The 17,087-nt window shown below is 40.5% G+C and carries 14 protein-coding genes and 2 rRNA genes; 7 read left to right on the top strand and 9 right to left on the bottom strand.

The window, feature by feature from the left end; translation table 11 throughout:
• Positions 1-36 precede the first annotated feature (36 nt).
• The 4 genes from WJM97_RS02150 to WJM97_RS02135 all read left to right on the top strand — a co-directional run bounded on the left by WJM97_RS02150 (position 37) and on the right by WJM97_RS02135 (position 3,398).
• Complete coding sequence (locus WJM97_RS02150; protein WP_353931422.1) at positions 37-915, top strand: cupin-like domain-containing protein; 879 nt, start codon at positions 37-39, stop codon at positions 913-915.
• Positions 916-977: 62 nt separating this feature from the next.
• Positions 978-1,844 (top strand): cupin-like domain-containing protein, encoded by an 867-nt coding sequence (locus tag WJM97_RS02145; protein WP_353931421.1) that lies wholly within the window; start codon positions 978-980, stop codon positions 1,842-1,844.
• Between the two features lie 172 nt (positions 1,845-2,016).
• Positions 2,017-3,057: a WD40 repeat domain-containing protein gene (locus WJM97_RS02140; protein ID WP_353931420.1), complete on the top strand. Its 1,041-nt coding sequence runs from the start codon at positions 2,017-2,019 to the stop codon at positions 3,055-3,057.
• A 65-nt stretch (positions 3,058-3,122) separates the two neighbouring features.
• The gene (locus tag WJM97_RS02135) at positions 3,123-3,398 is read left to right on the top strand and encodes a hypothetical protein (protein WP_353931419.1); all 276 of its coding nucleotides are present in this window, start codon (positions 3,123-3,125) and stop codon (positions 3,396-3,398) included.
• A 43-nt stretch (positions 3,399-3,441) separates the two neighbouring features.
• On the opposite strand, the gene WJM97_RS02130 is transcribed toward WJM97_RS02135, so the two are convergent.
• The 6 genes from WJM97_RS02130 to WJM97_RS02105 form a co-directional block, all read right to left on the bottom strand.
• Complete coding sequence (locus tag WJM97_RS02130) at positions 3,442-3,939, bottom strand: LptA/OstA family protein (RefSeq protein WP_353931418.1); 498 nt, start codon at positions 3,937-3,939, stop codon at positions 3,442-3,444.
• 80 nt (positions 3,940-4,019) lie between these two features.
• Positions 4,020-4,412 carry a DUF309 domain-containing protein gene (locus WJM97_RS02125; RefSeq protein WP_353931417.1) on the bottom strand — a complete coding sequence of 131 codons (393 nt, stop codon included), beginning with the start codon at positions 4,410-4,412 and terminating at the stop codon, positions 4,020-4,022.
• Positions 4,413-4,418: 6 nt separating this feature from the next.
• Positions 4,419-4,784: a ferredoxin-thioredoxin reductase catalytic domain-containing protein gene (locus WJM97_RS02120; RefSeq protein ID WP_353931416.1), complete on the bottom strand. Its 366-nt coding sequence runs from the start codon at positions 4,782-4,784 to the stop codon at positions 4,419-4,421.
• 135 nt (positions 4,785-4,919) lie between these two features.
• On the bottom strand, positions 4,920-6,077 hold the full coding sequence (locus tag WJM97_RS02115; protein WP_353931415.1) for a DUF58 domain-containing protein: 1,158 nt from the start codon (positions 6,075-6,077) through the stop codon (positions 4,920-4,922).
• An 823-nt stretch (positions 6,078-6,900) separates the two neighbouring features.
• Positions 6,901-7,731: a bifunctional hydroxymethylpyrimidine kinase/phosphomethylpyrimidine kinase gene (gene thiD / locus WJM97_RS02110; RefSeq protein WP_353931414.1), complete on the bottom strand. Its 831-nt coding sequence runs from the start codon at positions 7,729-7,731 to the stop codon at positions 6,901-6,903.
• 66 nt (positions 7,732-7,797) lie between these two features.
• Complete coding sequence (locus WJM97_RS02105) at positions 7,798-8,241, bottom strand: hypothetical protein (RefSeq protein WP_353931413.1); 444 nt, start codon at positions 8,239-8,241, stop codon at positions 7,798-7,800.
• Between the two features lie 797 nt (positions 8,242-9,038).
• On the opposite strand from WJM97_RS02105, the gene WJM97_RS02100 reads away from it, so the two are divergent.
• The 3 genes from WJM97_RS02100 (at position 9,039) to WJM97_RS02090 (ending at position 11,917) form a co-directional block, all read left to right on the top strand.
• Positions 9,039-9,467: a BLUF domain-containing protein gene (locus WJM97_RS02100; RefSeq protein ID WP_353931412.1), complete on the top strand. Its 429-nt coding sequence runs from the start codon at positions 9,039-9,041 to the stop codon at positions 9,465-9,467.
• Between the two features lie 302 nt (positions 9,468-9,769).
• Positions 9,770-11,605, top strand: a complete 1,836-nt coding sequence (locus WJM97_RS02095) for a S8 family peptidase (RefSeq protein ID WP_353931411.1) — start codon at positions 9,770-9,772, stop codon at positions 11,603-11,605.
• 81 nt (positions 11,606-11,686) lie between these two features.
• Entirely contained in the window at positions 11,687-11,917 is a 231-nt protein-coding gene (locus tag WJM97_RS02090; protein WP_353931410.1) for a hypothetical protein, read from the top strand.
• Here WJM97_RS02090 and WJM97_RS02085 read toward each other — a convergent pair.
• From WJM97_RS02085 to WJM97_RS02075, 3 genes are all read right to left on the bottom strand, one after another.
• Positions 11,904-12,236 carry a thioredoxin family protein gene (locus tag WJM97_RS02085; protein WP_353931409.1) on the bottom strand — a complete coding sequence of 111 codons (333 nt, stop codon included), beginning with the start codon at positions 12,234-12,236 and terminating at the stop codon, positions 11,904-11,906. The two genes, WJM97_RS02090 and WJM97_RS02085, sit on opposite strands and share 14 nt — an antisense overlap.
• A 1,741-nt stretch (positions 12,237-13,977) precedes the next feature.
• Positions 13,978-14,095: ribosomal RNA gene (gene rrf, locus WJM97_RS02080) — 5S ribosomal RNA — on the bottom strand.
• Positions 14,096-14,221: 126 nt separating this feature from the next.
• A 23S ribosomal RNA gene (locus tag WJM97_RS02075) occupies positions 14,222-17,046 on the bottom strand.
• Positions 17,047-17,087: the final 41 nt, after the last annotated feature.

Here is a 17,087-nt window from a genome sequence, read left to right as displayed (position 1 = left end):
CATTCCTAAATTCAAAATCAATGATAGGAGAAACCTATGACTACCAGCGTTGAAAATCCAGTAGTGCAAAGTTCAGGAAATACAATTGCACGTATTCATAAACCCACACTATCAGAGTTTAAACAGGCAACTCAATCTTATAGTAAACCAGTGATTATTACTGGCAAAATAGAGGAATGGAAAGCCTTTGATTCCTGGTCAATTGACTATTTGAATCAAGCTTTAGAAAACAAAGAAGTTAAAATCAGCGTTTCTAAAAATAAAACCTTCACCTTTACCGAAGAAAATGATTACATCTTACCTAGTATACAAATGAAGTTTAATGACTTCACTGACTGGATTCTTAACGGTGATAGAACTGAAACATTTTATTACCTTTATCAAACTCCCATTGAAACATCTTTTCCAGAATTATTACCAGATATTGCAACGCCAGAATACATTAAAAAGAATGTCTTTGTGTTAGCAAATCTCTGGATGGGTACAGGAGGTAATACCAGTCCATTGCATTGGGATTCCGTACAAAATTTATTATGTCAGGTACGAGGAAGAAAAAAACTGTTACTGTTTGAACCTAAACAAACCTCTTGTTTATATTCTTTTCCTGTCAATTCAAAGATACCACATATGAGTCAGGTAAAAATTAATAACCCTGACTTCAATAAATTTCCTAAATTTAAAAACGCCAGATATACAGAGTGTACTCTAGAACCTGGTGAAATGCTTTTCATTCCTCCTTTTTGGTGGCATCAAGTTCACTCTCTAGATCAGCTAAATATTGCCATCAATTTTTGGTGGGGTATGAATTTTAAAGATTATTTTGCACCACAAGCAAGACGTATTTTTGCAAGTAGTCCTCAACAAATTGGACTTCTGATCAAATCCCTCTTCAGCAAGGCTTCTAAAAAAAACTGAGGGATAAGCAATTTAAAATTCCTAATTTTCAAATCCACTAAAATCAACTATGAGATAAAATCATGACTATCAATGTAGAAAAAAACCCGGAACAACTCTCAGTAAATAGCATTGCACGTATTCATAAACCTACAAAGCAAGAGTTCAAACAAGCAACTCAAGCTTATAGCAAACCAGTAATAATTACTGGCAAAATAGAAGAATGGAAAGCCTTTCATTCATGGTCACTGGATTATTTGAATGGTGTTGTGGGTGATAAAGAATTAGATATCAATATCTCTAATAAAAACAAAATATTTACTTTTGATCCAGATACTGGGGATACTTTATCTAGTACAAAAATGCAGTTTTCTGAGTTTACCAATTGGATAACTCAGGAAAATAAATCTGACCAATACTATTACCTGCAACAAAATCCAATTAAATTAATGTTCCCAGAACTATTACCAGATATTGAAGTTCCAGATTACATTAGTCAGAAATCTTTCATCGTGTCGAATCTCTGGATAGGTACTGGTGGAAATACTACTCCATTACATTGGGATGCAGCACAAAATATATTATGTCAGGTGCGGGGCAGAAAAAAACTGCTACTGTTTGCACCAAACCAAACTCCTTTTTTATATCCTCATTCTGTAGATTCAAAAGCACCACATTTGAGTTACTTAAATATTGACAAACCTGACTTTGATAAATTTCCTAAATTTAAAGAAGCACAAGTTATAGAATGTGTTCTAGAGCCTGGAGAAATGCTGTTTATGCCTCCTTTTTGGTGGCATCAAGTTTACTCTTTAGAACAAGTAAATATTGCAGTCAATTTCTGGTGGAAGGCAAATTTGAAAGACTATTTTACCCCACAAGCAAGAAACTTTATTTTCAAAAAACCTCTGATAGTTTTAGCACTTTTGCTACAAAAACCTAATCCTTAAAATTGACTGGAAAAAGGTATTTTATTGATAAGTAGTTACGCAAGAAACAACCAAACTATTCCCAGAAATGTTAAGGTTAGTGGTGGGCAATGCCCACCCTAAGTATATATTCAAAAATTAAATAGAATTGCTATATAATGAAAATTAAAATAAATATCATATAATCTTTATCATGAACTACACAAATAATAAAACTGAAAAATTTACAACTTACTATTCCAGTAAAGTTACTGACTATGTTACATCTCTAGCTTGGTCTGCATCTGGTGAAAAACTGGCTGTAACTTCCGCAGCAGGAGAGGTGATAATTTGGGAAAATCAACAACTTACCAACTTACAAACTATTACAGGTAAATCAACAGATTGTGTAGCTTTTTCTGCTGATGGTGAATATTTAGCCGTGGGTGGACAAGATGGAACGGTGAAAATATGGCGAGGTAATCAATTAATTACAACCTTAGAAAATGCCCCTGCTTGGGTTGATAAATTAACTTGGCATCCTATTAATAATTACCTGGCATTTAGTTTAGGACGTTATGTGCAAGTCTGGGATGCAGACACAGCAGAAATAGTTGTTACTCTTAATTTTGAAAACTCCTCAATCTTAGGAATTGATTGGCGTAATGATGGACAATATTTAGCGCTTAGTGGTTATCAAGGCTTAAAGGTTTGGAATAGTCAAAATTGGGATGATGAACCCTATGTTTTCGCTACTACAACTGTGAGTTTAGCTATGGGGTGGTCTCCTGACGGTAAATATTTAGCTTCAGGAAATATGGATCGTAGCGTTACAGTTTTAGAATGGGGAAATCCTGATCCATGGGTCATGCGTGGTTTTCCGGGGAAAATTCGCCAGTTGGTTTGGTCAGAAGTAAAAAGTGCTACAGGAGCGCCGCTATTGGCTACTTCCAGTGTTGATGGTGTGGTGGTTTGGGAAAAGTCAGTAGATGAAGATTTGGGTTGGGAAGCGCGAGTTTTAACCAATCATGTGGATATAATTAATGCGATCGCCTACATACCTCAAAGTCTAATTCTTACCTCTGCCGGTGCTGATGGTTGGTTATGTGTATGGAATCAAAATGACGAAGTAGCACAGATTTTAACTGGTGTGAGTGGAGGTTTTTCTACCCTAGCATGGCATCCCCAAGGTAAATTTTTAGCCGCAGGTGGGGAACAAGGAGAGTTATTAATGTGGTCAAGAACTAATGACTAATGCTGAATAAATCGAGTATGCTGTATCAGCAGCAGTATTTCAGTGTAAATTATAAGCAGTAAATTATGAACATAGCTAAACTGATTTTTTGCGCTTGTCAAGTTTTTTTAGCATCTCTGCTGTTGGTAGTTAATCCCGCCCAAGCATCTACTAAGTGCCAAGTTATACCTAATGCAGACCAAGTTGTAGCCGTATCTGTACAAGCAACTCCTGAATTAACAGAGCCAATTTTCCATCAACAAAACCATAAAGTTATCAATCACAATGGTTGTGGTTGTAGTGCTTGTGTTCAAGGAAATTTGGCTTTGTTACAAGGTAAATTACCTGTTGCTGACTTTTAAACTTCAGGGGGTGACAAGCAAGGAAAAACCTTTTCCGCAAGCCCTAATTAGAAGGCTTGAGTGCTGGTGTTTTCGGTGCTGGTTTAGATGTTTGTCCATTTAAATTAGCATCTTCTACCATATAAACTGATTCCACTTGACGATCAGATTTAGGCAAAGCAATAAATCGTCCTTCGTCAATTAAGTAAGTAACTCTTTCTGCTCGGATACTATTATTACCCTGTTGCAAAATATAAACATTACCACTGAAATCTATGCGCCGTTCTTGGCTAAAATATTGGGCTTGGGCTGCGGTTGCTTGTAACTGACGAGCAGGATATAACATTTGCACATTACCACGTGCAGTAATCACTTGAGTTGTAGAATCGTATTCTTGCACATCGGAACGAATAGTCAGAGGGCGATTTCCCTTCGCGGTTTGGGCTGTAGCCTGGGGAATTGGGTTGTTTAGGGATAACGTACCCAAGAAGGCTACAGGCAGCATGAGAGCTAATCCTAGACGGAGTATTTGTGATTTTGGCAATTGATAGGAAGGTATCATAGTAATTGGAAATAGAAGATTTCAGGTTATATTCTAATTTGAATTTTTGACGATTTCCTGAACCCAAAGTTTCTGAACTGCTATTCCTTAATAATAGAAATCCTTGGTAAAGGCAAGACTGAATTTGCTATTAAATCACCATGAGGTACTTTTTTTTGATCTGTTTGTTGGAGTACCTTTAAAAATTTCACACCATCGAGTAGTAATTTTTCCACATCAATACCACAATCATTATTAGGATAACGACGGAGACGATTTGTACCTTCTCCTAGTAAAATCATTGCCCCTCGTAAGTTACCATTACCCAGATGATAAAGACCTACGGCAATTTGGAGAATACCTTGGTATAGGCTTTTTTCTGGGTCTGCTGCTTCAATCCATAAAGCTTCTAGGGTGTCGTGACAGGCGTAGAACTGCCCAGTGTTGAACTGTTCTACTCCTTGCCAAAACTCTGGGGGTAGGTTTTCACTCATCAGTGTTTAACCCATGCTTTCGCGTACTTCTTTGATGGTTTCTAAAGAAATGTCTTGTCTTTCACAAGCAAAGTCATTATCACTGGTGAGAAATAACATACAGTGACATTCTTTTCTTTCTCGCATCGGTACACAGGGACAGTTCCAATAGGCAGCGTTAACTTCTGCTTCTTTATCTTCGTAGTGACGACAAGGACATAAAGGCGCTCCTAAATCATCTTTGTGTTTAGCTAAACCCTCAATTACTACTGCTGTAACGGAGGATTCAGTACAGAAGAAAGTACCAGTCCGCTTGGCGTATTGTTCGGAAAAATGGCGCATTGCCTCTAGGCTTTTATCACTGGCTTTTGTGTTCGCTTCTGAATTGACCATTGGGATCGGCGTTTTTATAACTTAAATATTTCTTTGCATTGTACAACAGCAGGGTACTAGGTGAGGGGGAGGCATCAAGTCAAAAGTCAAAAGTCAAAGTTAATAAATTCTGTCTTCTGACTTTCGCATTTCCTGTCAAAATGAGGCTAATGGTTTTTGTAGTTGTAGTTGCAATTCTTGTTCACTATCTAAAATGATGCCGGAGTAGTCTTGGTTAACTATCATTTTTGCTGATGAATTGGGATCTTGCCATAGTACCCAACGACTATCGGCTGGTAGGTTAGATAGGGTGAGGGGGTTTTGGGTTAGCCAAATTAGGGGTGATGTTTCTGGTGGTTGCTTGTCTTCTTCTAGGGGGTTGGTTGCTGCTAGGGCTTCTAAAATGGTGACATCACCTTTAACTACTCCTGTAGCTGCTGTCCATAGTTGTACTTGTAGTTCTTGCCTTTGGGCATAAAAATATAAGGATGCGGCGGCGATGACTGCTTGTTCAAATTGTTCTTCGTCCCATTTAGCAGCAGTATCAAGGGCAATAATCACTTCTTGGCCACCAGTGATTAATTCTAGTTCTCTGACTCGTAATTCTCCATAACGGGCGCTGGTACGCCAATGGATGAGACGGGTAGGATCTCCAATGCGGTAGGGACGGAGCGATCGCACTAAGCCAGATGTAGCTAATTGTAAGGGTTTACCACGGGGGTCATTTCTTTGACTGTCATCTTGGCCAATTTCGTCTACTAGGGGGCAATTGCTTAGGGGTAAGACAGTGGGATAAACTATGGCTATGGCGGGACATTCCCGTTGACGACGACACCAAAATAAACCCCAGGGCGCACCAGTAGCTAGTTCTACCTGAAGCCATTTATATATTCCTCTGCGTTGGGTAGGCTGGTAGTAGTGCCAACGGTAAAATTTTTCTGGCTCAATGATATCTATTGGTTGTTTGGTGGGTTCACCTAATACAAAGGGTAATGTATCGGATACTAGCAATAATGAGACTGGTTTTTGGGTGGGGTTATGAATTTCTATTTCTATGCTGAGTTCATCACCTGCGGTAATTGGGGGGATGGGGAAGCGTTTGACGACTAGATTTTTGAGCAATCGCGGTGCTGAAAATATTGATAATCCTAAAATAGCGAGGGATACCCCACTAATTACATATAACCAGCCCGTCATTGTGTTAATAGCAGCTCCTAAATAACTAACAGATACTCCTGCTAGTACCCAACCACCGTAGGTAGGGGCTGAGGCGTTGGTTTCTAGCCAGTTGGTGAGCCTTTTGGTAATTTTCATGATTGTTTGTTTAATATCTTGTTTGTTTAATTACCTATGATATTTGTTTATAATTGGTATTTCCTTGAGTCGCGCTATTTAGACCTTAATTTTTCTGGCTCTTGCGTTACTTTGATGGAGAATTAATACCAAAGTGCCAGTTTAATAAACTGCGTAATCTATCCGTTTTCTGTCATTTTCCGAAAAGCTTTATCATTTCTGAATTCCAGACCTGAATCAATTGATATTGCGTCTCTTGAAAACTCTTTAATTAATAGGATAATCCGGAAAGTGACAGAATAGGGATACATAACAAACTGCAAATTCCACTAAAATACACAAAAAAATACTTAAATAAAAAATTTGGGATAGTCTTATTCAGGAATGGTGCCAGAAATTTGGCTATCAAAGTTGATTGTTTCGGTTTGTTTGGCCTTAGAGTGCTATTACAACTTTATCCGGATTGGATTATTTTCCACTAGAACATTTTATTGGTAGATGCACCTTGATCTTCAACTCCCCTGGTAGGCTATGCCCACTGGGGGATTTCTTATAGATTTAATACATATCCCTATTCTGTCACTTTCCGGATTATCCTATTAATAAGGAGTTTTCAAGAGACGCAATATCAATTGATTCAGGTATTGGCCATCTTGCGGAATTTCTATGCGTAAAAAACTGGGCAATTGCCTACTGTATAAAAACTCTAGAATTCAGAAATGGCACGTGTTTTCAGAAAGTGACAGAAGAGAGATATTTATAACCAAGTTGCCCGAAAAAGGATGAAAACAGATATTCTATCCTGTTAATCCTTTAATCCTGGACATCCTAATTCTGACAATTTTTATTTTTCCAACAACGGGAAAAAATGCCCCACAGGGCCTTGTCCTTGACCAATATCTAAAGAATAACTCAATGCAGAAGTTACATATTCTTTAGCATCTTTTACCGCTGTCCATAAATCTTTACCCAAAGCTAAATTAGCAGTAATTGCAGCTGATAAAGTACAACCAGTTCCATGAGTATTTTTAGTTTCTACTTGTTTGGTTTTGAGAACTTCTAACCTTTCCCCATTAAACCAAACATCCACACCTTTCACATCTCCAGACATTCCCCCACCCTTCACTAAAACTGCTTTTGTACCCGAATTTTTAGATATATTTCTATAGATAATTTCCGCTGCTGTTTGCATATCTTCTAAACAAACAATTTCCAACCCACTTAAAATCTCTGCTTCATAACGATTTGGTGTGATTATAGCCGCTTGAGGAATTAATTGATTACATAAAGTTTGAATTGCATCATCATCTATTAATTGCGCTCCCGTCCGTGATACCATCACTGGGTCAACTACTAAATTATTAATCTGCAAAGCTGTCACTTCTCCAGCTACAGCGGTGATAATTTCCTGATTGAGTAACATTCCTGTTTTGGCAGCTTGCACTCCAATATCTTCCACCACTGCCCGAATTTGGGCAATTACAGCATCTGAAGTCATAGCATCAACCCGGACTACACCGAGAGTATTTTGGGCTGTAATGCAAGTAATAGCACTTGTTCCGTGAACACAGTGAAAAGCAAAAGTTTTTAAATCTGTTTGCATACCTGCACCTCCACCGCTGTCAGAACCAGCAATAGTTAAAGCTATAGGAATTGATGTTTTTGTAGTTGTCATTGTTAGGATTTATGAGAATCAGTAGTAGGGGTTTTAGCAGTGCTAAACCCTTACAAAATTGAGAGTTTAGGATTCGGAAGAAGCATTAAAATGTTGTAATTTTTGTAAAAATTCCTGTAAAAACTTAGTCCATTTTGCTGCTAAAGGAATTTCTGTAAAAGGAACTTTTACCGATTTATCCGATTCAGAAAATAGAAACTCTATTTCAATATTACGACCTTTTGGGGGTGGATTTTCTATTTCCACAGATTTATTATTTACTAATAGCTGGATTTTTATGACATCTAATAAACTAAAAGTTTCTAGTTGAATTGGTCCTTTAGTCGTGGGTTTTCCCCAAGTAATATCATTACTTTTTTGACCCATAACAGCATAAATATCATACTTAGCTCGTTCAAAGTTTTCTGCCCAAATTTTATATGCTTCTAGTTTCTGATATTCCTGTGAACCTTGCCAAGCTAACCAGAAAAATCCTACCAACAAAGGCAACCAAAAAAGACCACGTTCCATAATTAGTAACTCGTAATTAATAATAGGAAAACAGATAAAAATAAATTTTATCTCTGTTATTTTCCTAATATATAAATTATGCCAAAAAATAATCAAAAAATCTAATTTATTCTAATTTATTTAGTTTGATGTTAGTAAACTTATGGAAATTACAACATATTGTAGATCAATGAGGTACAAATAAGCATCAAAAATTTTTACACCACAAGGGTTTGACTGCTGTTAGCTGCTGTAACCTCTACATAGAATCATTAACCTTGTGTTAATATTCTCTGCTCTGAATCATGTAGATGTAATTAAATGTATAAAATTTCTTTGTAACTATGAAGTAAACTTATTGCTCTTAATGATATTATTAGACAGTGTAAATGCTGCCATATATTGATTTCAAGGATATTTTGTAATTTAAATAAATTCAATTCCCCTATTTGTAACATCAGTACAATTTCACTTAATTTATACATAAAATATATTAAAAATCAGTAATTACCAGGAATACAGAAAATGAAATTTGCACTTTAATAATTAGTATTGGTGTTAAAAATGCTGTAATTAAAACTTGTTTAAGTAACAAGCATCTTGAACATATAAATAGTTGTAGAGATTAAAAAGCGTAGTTTTAAGTGTAAAGAAAAATCTACAGTTAATAAAACTAATAAACAAGACTAAATTAGGTTCTGATTAATTAGTATTTTAATTAAAGCTTATAAACCGCTTCATTTTGAGCTTATTTGTTACTGGCTCACCATGAGAAACCCAATAGACAGTAACAGCATGAGAGAAAACTAGGAGAAGTTATGAATTTATACAGAATTATTTACAGTAGTTATGGAAAACCGGATTTAGGGTATCACGATCTCAGAGATATTATGCAAAAATCGGAAATAAATAACCAGCGAGATGGTATTACAGGAATGCTATGTTATGGTGATTTTGTATTTTTGCAGATATTGGAAGGCGATCGCACAACAATTAGTAACACATTCAATCGCATTTCTCAAGACCCACGTCATCATACCCCCGAACTGATTGAATGCAGACCCATCAAAAGTCGTATATTTGGCGTGTGGTCAATGAAAACAGTCAACCTGAGTGACTTAAAGTCCGAGCAGGTAAAAAACTTAATATTGAAGTATTCTACATCTGACACCATGAAACCACATAATATGAGTCCAAAACAGTGTCTAAGCCTCATGCAAGAACTAGCCGTATTTTATGATAAATAGTTTTCGCTGATAGGTTGGCTGGCGAAGAGAATTCGCGCCTACACAAGCAAAGTCCGTCTGCTCAGACTCACAGCCTGGGGAGGCAGACTTAGTGTGTATATGGAATTTTTACATTTAAGCTGTTGTGCATTTAATTTTGTATAATTCTAGCGGGCAAGATGCCCACACCACAAAACTTAACTATATTTAGGATATAAAGTCTAGCGGCATAACAGCTGAGTATGCTCCCCCACTGACTCCTAGAACACCTAATTATGAGTTATGGTAGTGGTCAAACTGACAAGAAGCGGTGATGAGTTGATATGAAAAGACTTATACTATCAAGCCTGTTTGTCATCGGTTTGGTTGCAGCCATATTTGGGTTTCTGAATATTCAGGGATTAGCAAACAACGGTGAATTCGATACAATCCTACTAGACTTTCGGGAGAATACACCAGCCACAGTTATAAAACAAGACTTAGAAGCGATCGCTCAACAATATAATGTTACACCTAGACTGGATAACCAATATTCGGCCCAAGATAATGTTTATATTATCAAAGGCGATCGCCAGCGGTTAAAAGAACTCAGAAAATCAACCATAGCCAAAGTCACAGAATTTATCGAACCTAACTACATATACAAAGCAGTTCCCATCACACAAACCGCCCAGTTAGGAGAAATACAACCTTCCCAACCATACCCAACCCTACGCGGACCCAACGACCAATATTACAGCAAACAATGGAACTTGCACAAAATTGGCATAGAAGGCGCGTGGACACAAACCAAAGGTAGTGGTATCACAGTTGCAGTCATAGACACCGGCATCACCAAAGTTAGAGACTTACAAGAAACAAAATTCGTCAAAGGTTACGACTTCGTCAACGACACCGAAACCGCCAACGACGACAACGGCCACGGTACACACGTAGCTGGCACAGTCGCCCAAGCCACCAACAACAAATATGGAGTAGCCGGAGTCGCCTACGAAGCCAACCTCATGCCCCTCAAAGTATTAAGCTCAGACGGTGGTGGTACAGTAGCAGACATCGCCGAAGCCATCAAATTTGCCGCTAACAACGGTGCAGATGTCATCAACATGAGCTTAGGTGGTGGCGGTGAAAGCCAACTCATGAAAGAAGCCATCCAATATGCCTACAACAAAGGCGTAGTCATAGTAGCCGCCGCCGGAAACGAAAACACCGACGGTGCAAGCTACCCCGCCCGTTATCCCCAAGTCATTAGTGTTTCCGCCTTTGGTGCAGACGGAGAAAAAGCCCCCTACTCTAACTTTGGTGCAGGAGTAGATATATCCGCCCCCGGTGGTAGTGACTCCGGTACAATTCTCCAAGAAACCATAGACGAACAAGGCCAAGGCGTATTTTTAGGACTTCAAGGTACAAGCATGGCGGCCCCCCACGTCGCCGGAGTAGCCGCCCTAGTCAAAGCCGCAGGAATTAACGAACCAGAAGAAATATTAAAAGTTCTCCAACAGTCAGCCAGAGTTATTCAAGATGACGGTTTAAACTACTACGGTGCTGGACAACTAAACGCCGAAGCCGCAGTAAAACTCGCCAGTGTCGGACAAATTAGCTTTAACGACTTTTTCCGCTGGTTACGAGATAACGGTTATATCAACCCCGGTTTTTGGATAGATGGCGGAGTAGTCGCCCTAGTCCCAAAAGTTCTCATGGTAGTAGGTTCATATCTCCTTGCTTGGTTTTTAAGGGCTTACTTCCCCTTCGGTTGGAGTTGGTCACTAGGTAGCGGTTTAATATTTGGTAGTTCCGGTTTATTCTTCCTCAAAGGATTTTACATCTTTGACCTACCCCAATGGCCATTCCGAGTCTTAGGAAGTTCCATACCCGAACTAGGCAACAGCATCCAGGGAACAGGTACATTAAATCCCCTCTTTGCCAGTGTTTTAATTCCCCTAATTTTAATAGTCTTACTCTTAGGAAACACTACCTGGAAATGGTTTGCCATTGGTTCTAGCTTGGGAGTAGCAGCCTGTTTAACCATCAGCGCCATTTATGACCCCGCAGTTTGGGGTTTAGGAGACGGGAACTTAGCCCGCACCTTTCTACTTTTCAACGCCCTACTCTGCTACGGACTAGCCCGTTTAGCATTGAAAAACGACGAACAAACAGCATAAGTTTAGGGGTAATGGGGAGGATGAATAACCCATTACCCATTACCCATTACCCATTACCCATTACCCATTACCCATTACCAAATGATTACAACCACAGGCAAAATAGAACGCCGTAATATTGGACTCGGTGCTTGGGCTTTTGTCACAGAAGATGGCACTACCTACGAAATTCCTAAAAGTACCGACAAAAACCTACTTAAGTCAGGACAAACAGCCCAAATTACCGGACAGGTACGCGAAGATATCATGACAACCGCCATGATAGGCCCTGTCCTAGAGGTAAAATCCTTTGAAGTAATTAATTCTGACTAGCAACCGTATCTAAAACTTCTTGGATACGGCTTCTAAATTCGCCCTTGGGATGTCCACCTTTGACCTCACCCACAATTTTAAATTCTTTAAATTCCGCTGCCGGAGAATCACATATAATGTAGGTAGGCCATCCCATCTGGGATTTATCAGGGTATTGACTCAACAAAATTTGGCGATATTTACGATAAGTCGCCGTATCCTGCATCTTGACATCAATAAACTGTAAACCCAACTCCTCAGACACTTTTTTGTCATAGAAAGACATCTTATGACAGATACCACAATCTTCTGAGGAAAATTTGATTATTGATAAACTCATTTACTTATGAAAATTTCGTAACTTCTGGAACATTATTCTTTTATCATAAATATTGCAGTAGGATAGCAAGGTTAGTAGTTGCTGTTATTAGCTGACTGCTGAAATACTAAATGCTTAGGCAAAATTATAAAGAAATTATTAAAAGAACAGTTTTATATCGCTGTAATCATTCTGAACCTATGGCTTAGGGTGAAAATAAAATGAAAGCAATTCAGAAATTGGACTTGGCATTTACTAAAAGACAGAGGTAAACTGGAAACCAACAGGTAATGTGAATGTAAAAACCACAGCATTCAGGGTAGTTAGCTGTTATTTATAAAAAACCCCCAGCAGGTGTTAGCCAACCAGGGGAAATTAGTTATCAGGGTGCATCTACCAGTACAATGTACTCAGGTGTAGCCCAATCATCCGGATAAATTCCATTCCATAAGTTTGTTTATATTTCTTAATAAAAAACCCCTAGCAGGTGTTAGCTAACCAGGGGAGATTAGTTATCAGGGTGCATCTACTTATTTATATTTTCTCTAGTTTCGTTTTCAATTCCGGATTAATTTTCTACTATTTCAGTAGTATGTAGTATCATGGAAAATGAATACAAAAAACCCCTAGAAGGTGTTAGCCAAACAGGGGAGATTAGTTATCAGGGTGCATCTACTTATTTGTATCTACTTCCTTTTTATCTTCGATTCCGGAAAATTAAATTGCTTTTTCAGTAATACTGAATAAAGAAATAAAAAACCCCTAGAAGGTGTTAGCCAACCAGGGGAGATTAGTTATCAGGGTGCATCTACTTATTTCTATCTACTTCCTTTTTATCTTTGATTCCGGAAAATTAAATTGCTTTTTCAGTAATACTGAATAAAGAAATAAAAAACCCCTAGAAGGTGTTAGCCAACCAGGGGAAATTAGTTATCAGGGTGCATCTACCATCTAAAAGTTCTGTGCGATCGCATTATGTTCCGGATAAATTTCAGAAGATAGTTAAAAGATATGTGAATTTACCGCAGCTTTCAGCTTATGTCTATAGCTGGCGTGACGACGTAAGAATCATACGGTAAGCTACGCTAATAGTGATCAGCGTTTAGCAGCAAAACCCTTTTAGAACCAGAATTTGTAATTAACCCGCTCCGAAGAAACCGCATTTGTTTGCGGTTGGGGAATAAGCTCAAAACTTCAGGGGGTGACATTTTTTGGAGATTATTAACTGTGCGTTCACGATAGCATAGTCACCTGTCCGGTCTGCTGCAACACAGACCCAATGATGCTGTGAACCGATATCATATCAATTCCGGGTGCATCGGATTATCCTTCTTCTGTCACTTTCCGAAAACACTTGCCATTTCTGAATTCTAGAGTTCTTATACAGTAGGCGATTGCCCAGTTTTTTATGAATAGAAATTCCGCAAGATGACCAAACCACGAAATTTTAATGACCAACACCTGAATCAATTGATGTTGCGTCTCTTCAAAACTCTTTATTAATAGGATAATTTGGAGAGTGACAGAATCAGTAGTCACCCATTTTATAGTTGTTTAACTTAAGAATGAGACAAAAAGTGATAATTTCTGTAGATAATGATTGTAGGATAACCAAGGCGGTACAAATGTTTAGAAGATTAAATTTCCGTGGTTGTTGTTTAGCTTGATGTCTCAATTTAAAGTTAAATGACTATAATAATATAAAAACCAAAAAACAAAAGCCCCTCTATTAATAGAGAGGAGGCTTTTGTGTGAATTATTGCCCTGGCATCGAGCTATTTTGGCGTGGGGCAACCCCCAGACTATCGTGGCCGCAACAGCGTTTCACCTCTGAGTTCGGGAAGGGGTCAGAGTGGTTCCACCGCGCAATAGACACCAGGAAAACTTTTAATTGCTAATTTGTAATTCGTAATTCGTAATTCGTGATTAAAGAATTAAAAATAACAAATCAAACAGCAACCCTGAAGACTGCAAGTAACGCGAAATATGATTGACCAATGAGATGAGAGGTCAAGCCCTCGGTCTGTTAGGACTTCTCAGCTACATACATTACTGTACTTCCACTTAAAGCCTATGAACGGGTGTTCTGCCCGTGACCTTACCTACTTAAAGTAGTGAGAACACTCATCTTGAGGTGGGCTTCCCACTTAGATGCTTTCAGCGGTTATCCGCTCCGAACGTGGCTACCCAGCGTCTACTGTTGGTACAATAACTGGTACACCAGCGGTTCGTTCCTCCCGGTCCTCTCGTACTAAGGAGGACTCCTCTCAATGTTCTTACGCCTGCACCGGATATGGACCGAACTGTCTCACGACGTTCTGAACCCAGCTCACGTACCGCTTTAATGGGCGAACAGCCCAACCCTTGGGACGTACTTCCGCCCCAGGCTGCGATGAGCCGACATCGAGGTGCCAAACCTCCCCGTCGATGTGAACTCTTGGGGGAGATCAGCCTGTTATCCCTAGAGTAACTTTTATCCGTTGAGCGACGGCCATTCCATGCTGAACCGTCGGATCACTAAGGCCTACTTTCGTACCTGTTCGACTTGTCGGTCTTACAGTCAAGCTCTCTTATTGCCTTTACACTCGCCGCACGGTTTCCAAGCGTGCTGAGAGAACCTTTGCGCGCCTCCGTTACCTTTTAGGAGGCGACCGCCCCAGTCAAACTGCCCACCTGAAACTGTCCTCTCTCCGGCTGACGGAGATGAGTTAGAATTCTAGCTTCGCCAGAGTGGTATCTCACCGTTAGCTCCCTTCTCCCCACAAGGAGAAGTTCATCGCTTCCCACCTATCCTGCGCAAGCCAAGCCCGAACACAATTCCAGGCTACAGTAAAGCTTCATAGGGTCTTTCTGTCCAGGTGCAGGCAGTCCGTATCTTCACAGACATTCCTATTTCGCCGAGTCTCTCTCTGAGACACCATCCAGATCGTTACGCCTTTCGTGCGGGTCGGAACTTACCCGACAAGGAATTTCGCTACCTTAGGACCGTTATAGTTACGGCCGCCGTTCACCGGGGCTTCAGTCGCTAGCTTCATGTTGCCACTGACCAACTTCCTTAACCTTCCGGCACTGGGCAGGCGTCAGCCCCCATACGTCCTCTTTCGAGTTTGCGGAGACCTGTGTTTTTGGTAAACAGTCGCCTGGATCTCTTCACTGCGACCCACTCTCGTGGGCACCCCTTCTTCCGAAGTTACGGGGCCATTTTGCCGAGTTCCTTAGAGAGAGTTATCTCGCGCCCCTTGGTATTCTCAACCTCCCTACCTGTGTCGGTTTCGGGTACGGGTAAGATATCTTCATCACATTACTAGCTTTTCTTGACACTATCCTTCACCAAACGGAGTTCGTAAACCCCTCCCAAACCAATCAGGGTATGGCTATCTTTCATGCGTCCCTAGCAATGCTCCCATATCTTAGTCAGGGATTGTTGACCCTGTGTCCATCGACTACGCCTTTCGACCTCGCCTTAGGTCCCGACTAACCCAGAGTGGACGAACCTGGCTCTGGAACCCTTAGGGTTTCGGGGCATTGGATTCTCACCAATGTTTGCGCTACTCAAGCCGACATTCTCACTTCCGTTTCGTCCACAGCTGCTCGCCGCTACTGCTTCTCCCTACTACGGAACGCTCCCCTACCGATTAATGTTTAGTTAATCCCACAGCTTCGGTACATCACTTAGCCCCGTTCATTTTCGGCGCAGGATCGCTTGACTAGTGAGCTATTACGCACTCTTTCAAGGGTGGCTGCTTCTAGGCAAACCTCCTAGTTGTCTGTGCAATCCCACCTCCTTTATCACTTAGTGATGATTTGGGGACCTTAGCTGGTGGTCTGGGCTGTTTCCCTCTTGACGATGAAGCTTATCCCCCACCGTCTCACTGGCAATGTGTTCACTGGGTATTCTGAGTTTGTCTCGATTTGGTACCGGTCTCCCAGCCCGCACCGAAACAGTGCTTTACCCCCCAGTTTTAATCATTACCGCTGCGCCTCAACACATTTCGGGGAGAACCAGCTAGCTCCTGGTTCGATTGGCATTTCACCCCTAACCACAACTCATCCGCCGATTTTTCAACATCGGTCGGTTCGGACCTCCACTTGGTGTTACCCAAGCTTCATCCTGGCCATGGTTAGATCACCAGGGTTCGGGTCTATAAATACTGATTATCGCCCTCTTCAGACTCGGTTTCCCTTTGGCTCCAGCATTCTCGCTTTAACCTACCAGTACCTATAAGTCGCCGGCTCATTCTTCAACAGGCACGCGGTCATCCGTTAAATCGGACTCCCACTGCTTGTAGGCTAACGGTTTCATGTTCTATTTCACTCCCCTTCCGGGGTTCTTTTCACCTTTCCCTCGCGGTACTTGTTCACTATCGGTCACACAGTAGTATTTAGCCTTACGAGATGGTCCTCGCTGATTCACACGGAATTTCTCGTGCTCCGTGCTACTCGGGATTCAGCTACTATCCTTCAACTTTCGACTACAGGACTTTCACCCCCTCTGGTGCAGTATTTAGCTGCTTCGTCTAGTCTCTAGATTCGATATCGCTGTCCCACTACCCCAACAAGTAAACCTGTTGGTTTAGGCTCTTCCCCTTTCGCTCACCACTACTCAGGGAATCTCTTTTGATTTCTCTTCCTCCAGCTACTAAGATGTTTCAATTCGCTGGGTTGGCTCTTTCCTGTCTATATATTCAACAGGCAGTATATAGGGTTGCCCCATTCGGACACTTCCGGCTCTCAGTTTGCTTCCAACTCCCCGGAACTTTTCGTAGGTAACCACGTCCTTCTTCGCCTCTGTGTGCCTAGGTATCCACCATTAGCCCTTATTAGCTTGACCACAATCCATTGGTTTCTTCCATCTGACAGTCTTTCGACTGC

The sequence above is a fragment of the Okeanomitos corallinicola TIOX110 genome (assembly GCF_038050375.1).
Lineage (GTDB): Bacteria > Cyanobacteriota > Cyanobacteriia > Cyanobacteriales > Nostocaceae > Okeanomitos > Okeanomitos corallinicola.
Note: the sequence above shows the minus strand (reverse complement) of the source record. Positions and strands in the feature narration are given on the sequence as shown.

Coding starts and splice junctions, on each gene's coding strand:
- WJM97_RS02095 (WP_353931411.1), top strand. CDS start 9,770: ATGAAAAGACTTATACTATCAAGCCTGTTTGTCATCGGTTTGGTTGCA.
- WJM97_RS02115 (WP_353931415.1), bottom strand. CDS start 6,077: ATGAAAATTACCAAAAGGCTCACCAACTGGCTAGAAACCAACGCCTCA.
- thiD (WP_353931414.1), bottom strand. CDS start 7,731: ATGACAACTACAAAAACATCAATTCCTATAGCTTTAACTATTGCTGGT.
- WJM97_RS02150 (WP_353931422.1), top strand. CDS start 37: ATGACTACCAGCGTTGAAAATCCAGTAGTGCAAAGTTCAGGAAATACA.
- WJM97_RS02145 (WP_353931421.1), top strand. CDS start 978: ATGACTATCAATGTAGAAAAAAACCCGGAACAACTCTCAGTAAATAGC.
- WJM97_RS02130 (WP_353931418.1), bottom strand. CDS start 3,939: ATGATACCTTCCTATCAATTGCCAAAATCACAAATACTCCGTCTAGGA.
- WJM97_RS02135 (WP_353931419.1), top strand. CDS start 3,123: ATGAACATAGCTAAACTGATTTTTTGCGCTTGTCAAGTTTTTTTAGCA.
- WJM97_RS02105 (WP_353931413.1), bottom strand. CDS start 8,241: ATGGAACGTGGTCTTTTTTGGTTGCCTTTGTTGGTAGGATTTTTCTGG.
- WJM97_RS02125 (WP_353931417.1), bottom strand. CDS start 4,412: ATGAGTGAAAACCTACCCCCAGAGTTTTGGCAAGGAGTAGAACAGTTC.
- WJM97_RS02140 (WP_353931420.1), top strand. CDS start 2,017: ATGAACTACACAAATAATAAAACTGAAAAATTTACAACTTACTATTCC.
- WJM97_RS02090 (WP_353931410.1), top strand. CDS start 11,687: ATGATTACAACCACAGGCAAAATAGAACGCCGTAATATTGGACTCGGT.
- WJM97_RS02120 (WP_353931416.1), bottom strand. CDS start 4,784: ATGGTCAATTCAGAAGCGAACACAAAAGCCAGTGATAAAAGCCTAGAG.
- WJM97_RS02100 (WP_353931412.1), top strand. CDS start 9,039: ATGAATTTATACAGAATTATTTACAGTAGTTATGGAAAACCGGATTTA.
- WJM97_RS02085 (WP_353931409.1), bottom strand. CDS start 12,236: ATGAGTTTATCAATAATCAAATTTTCCTCAGAAGATTGTGGTATCTGT.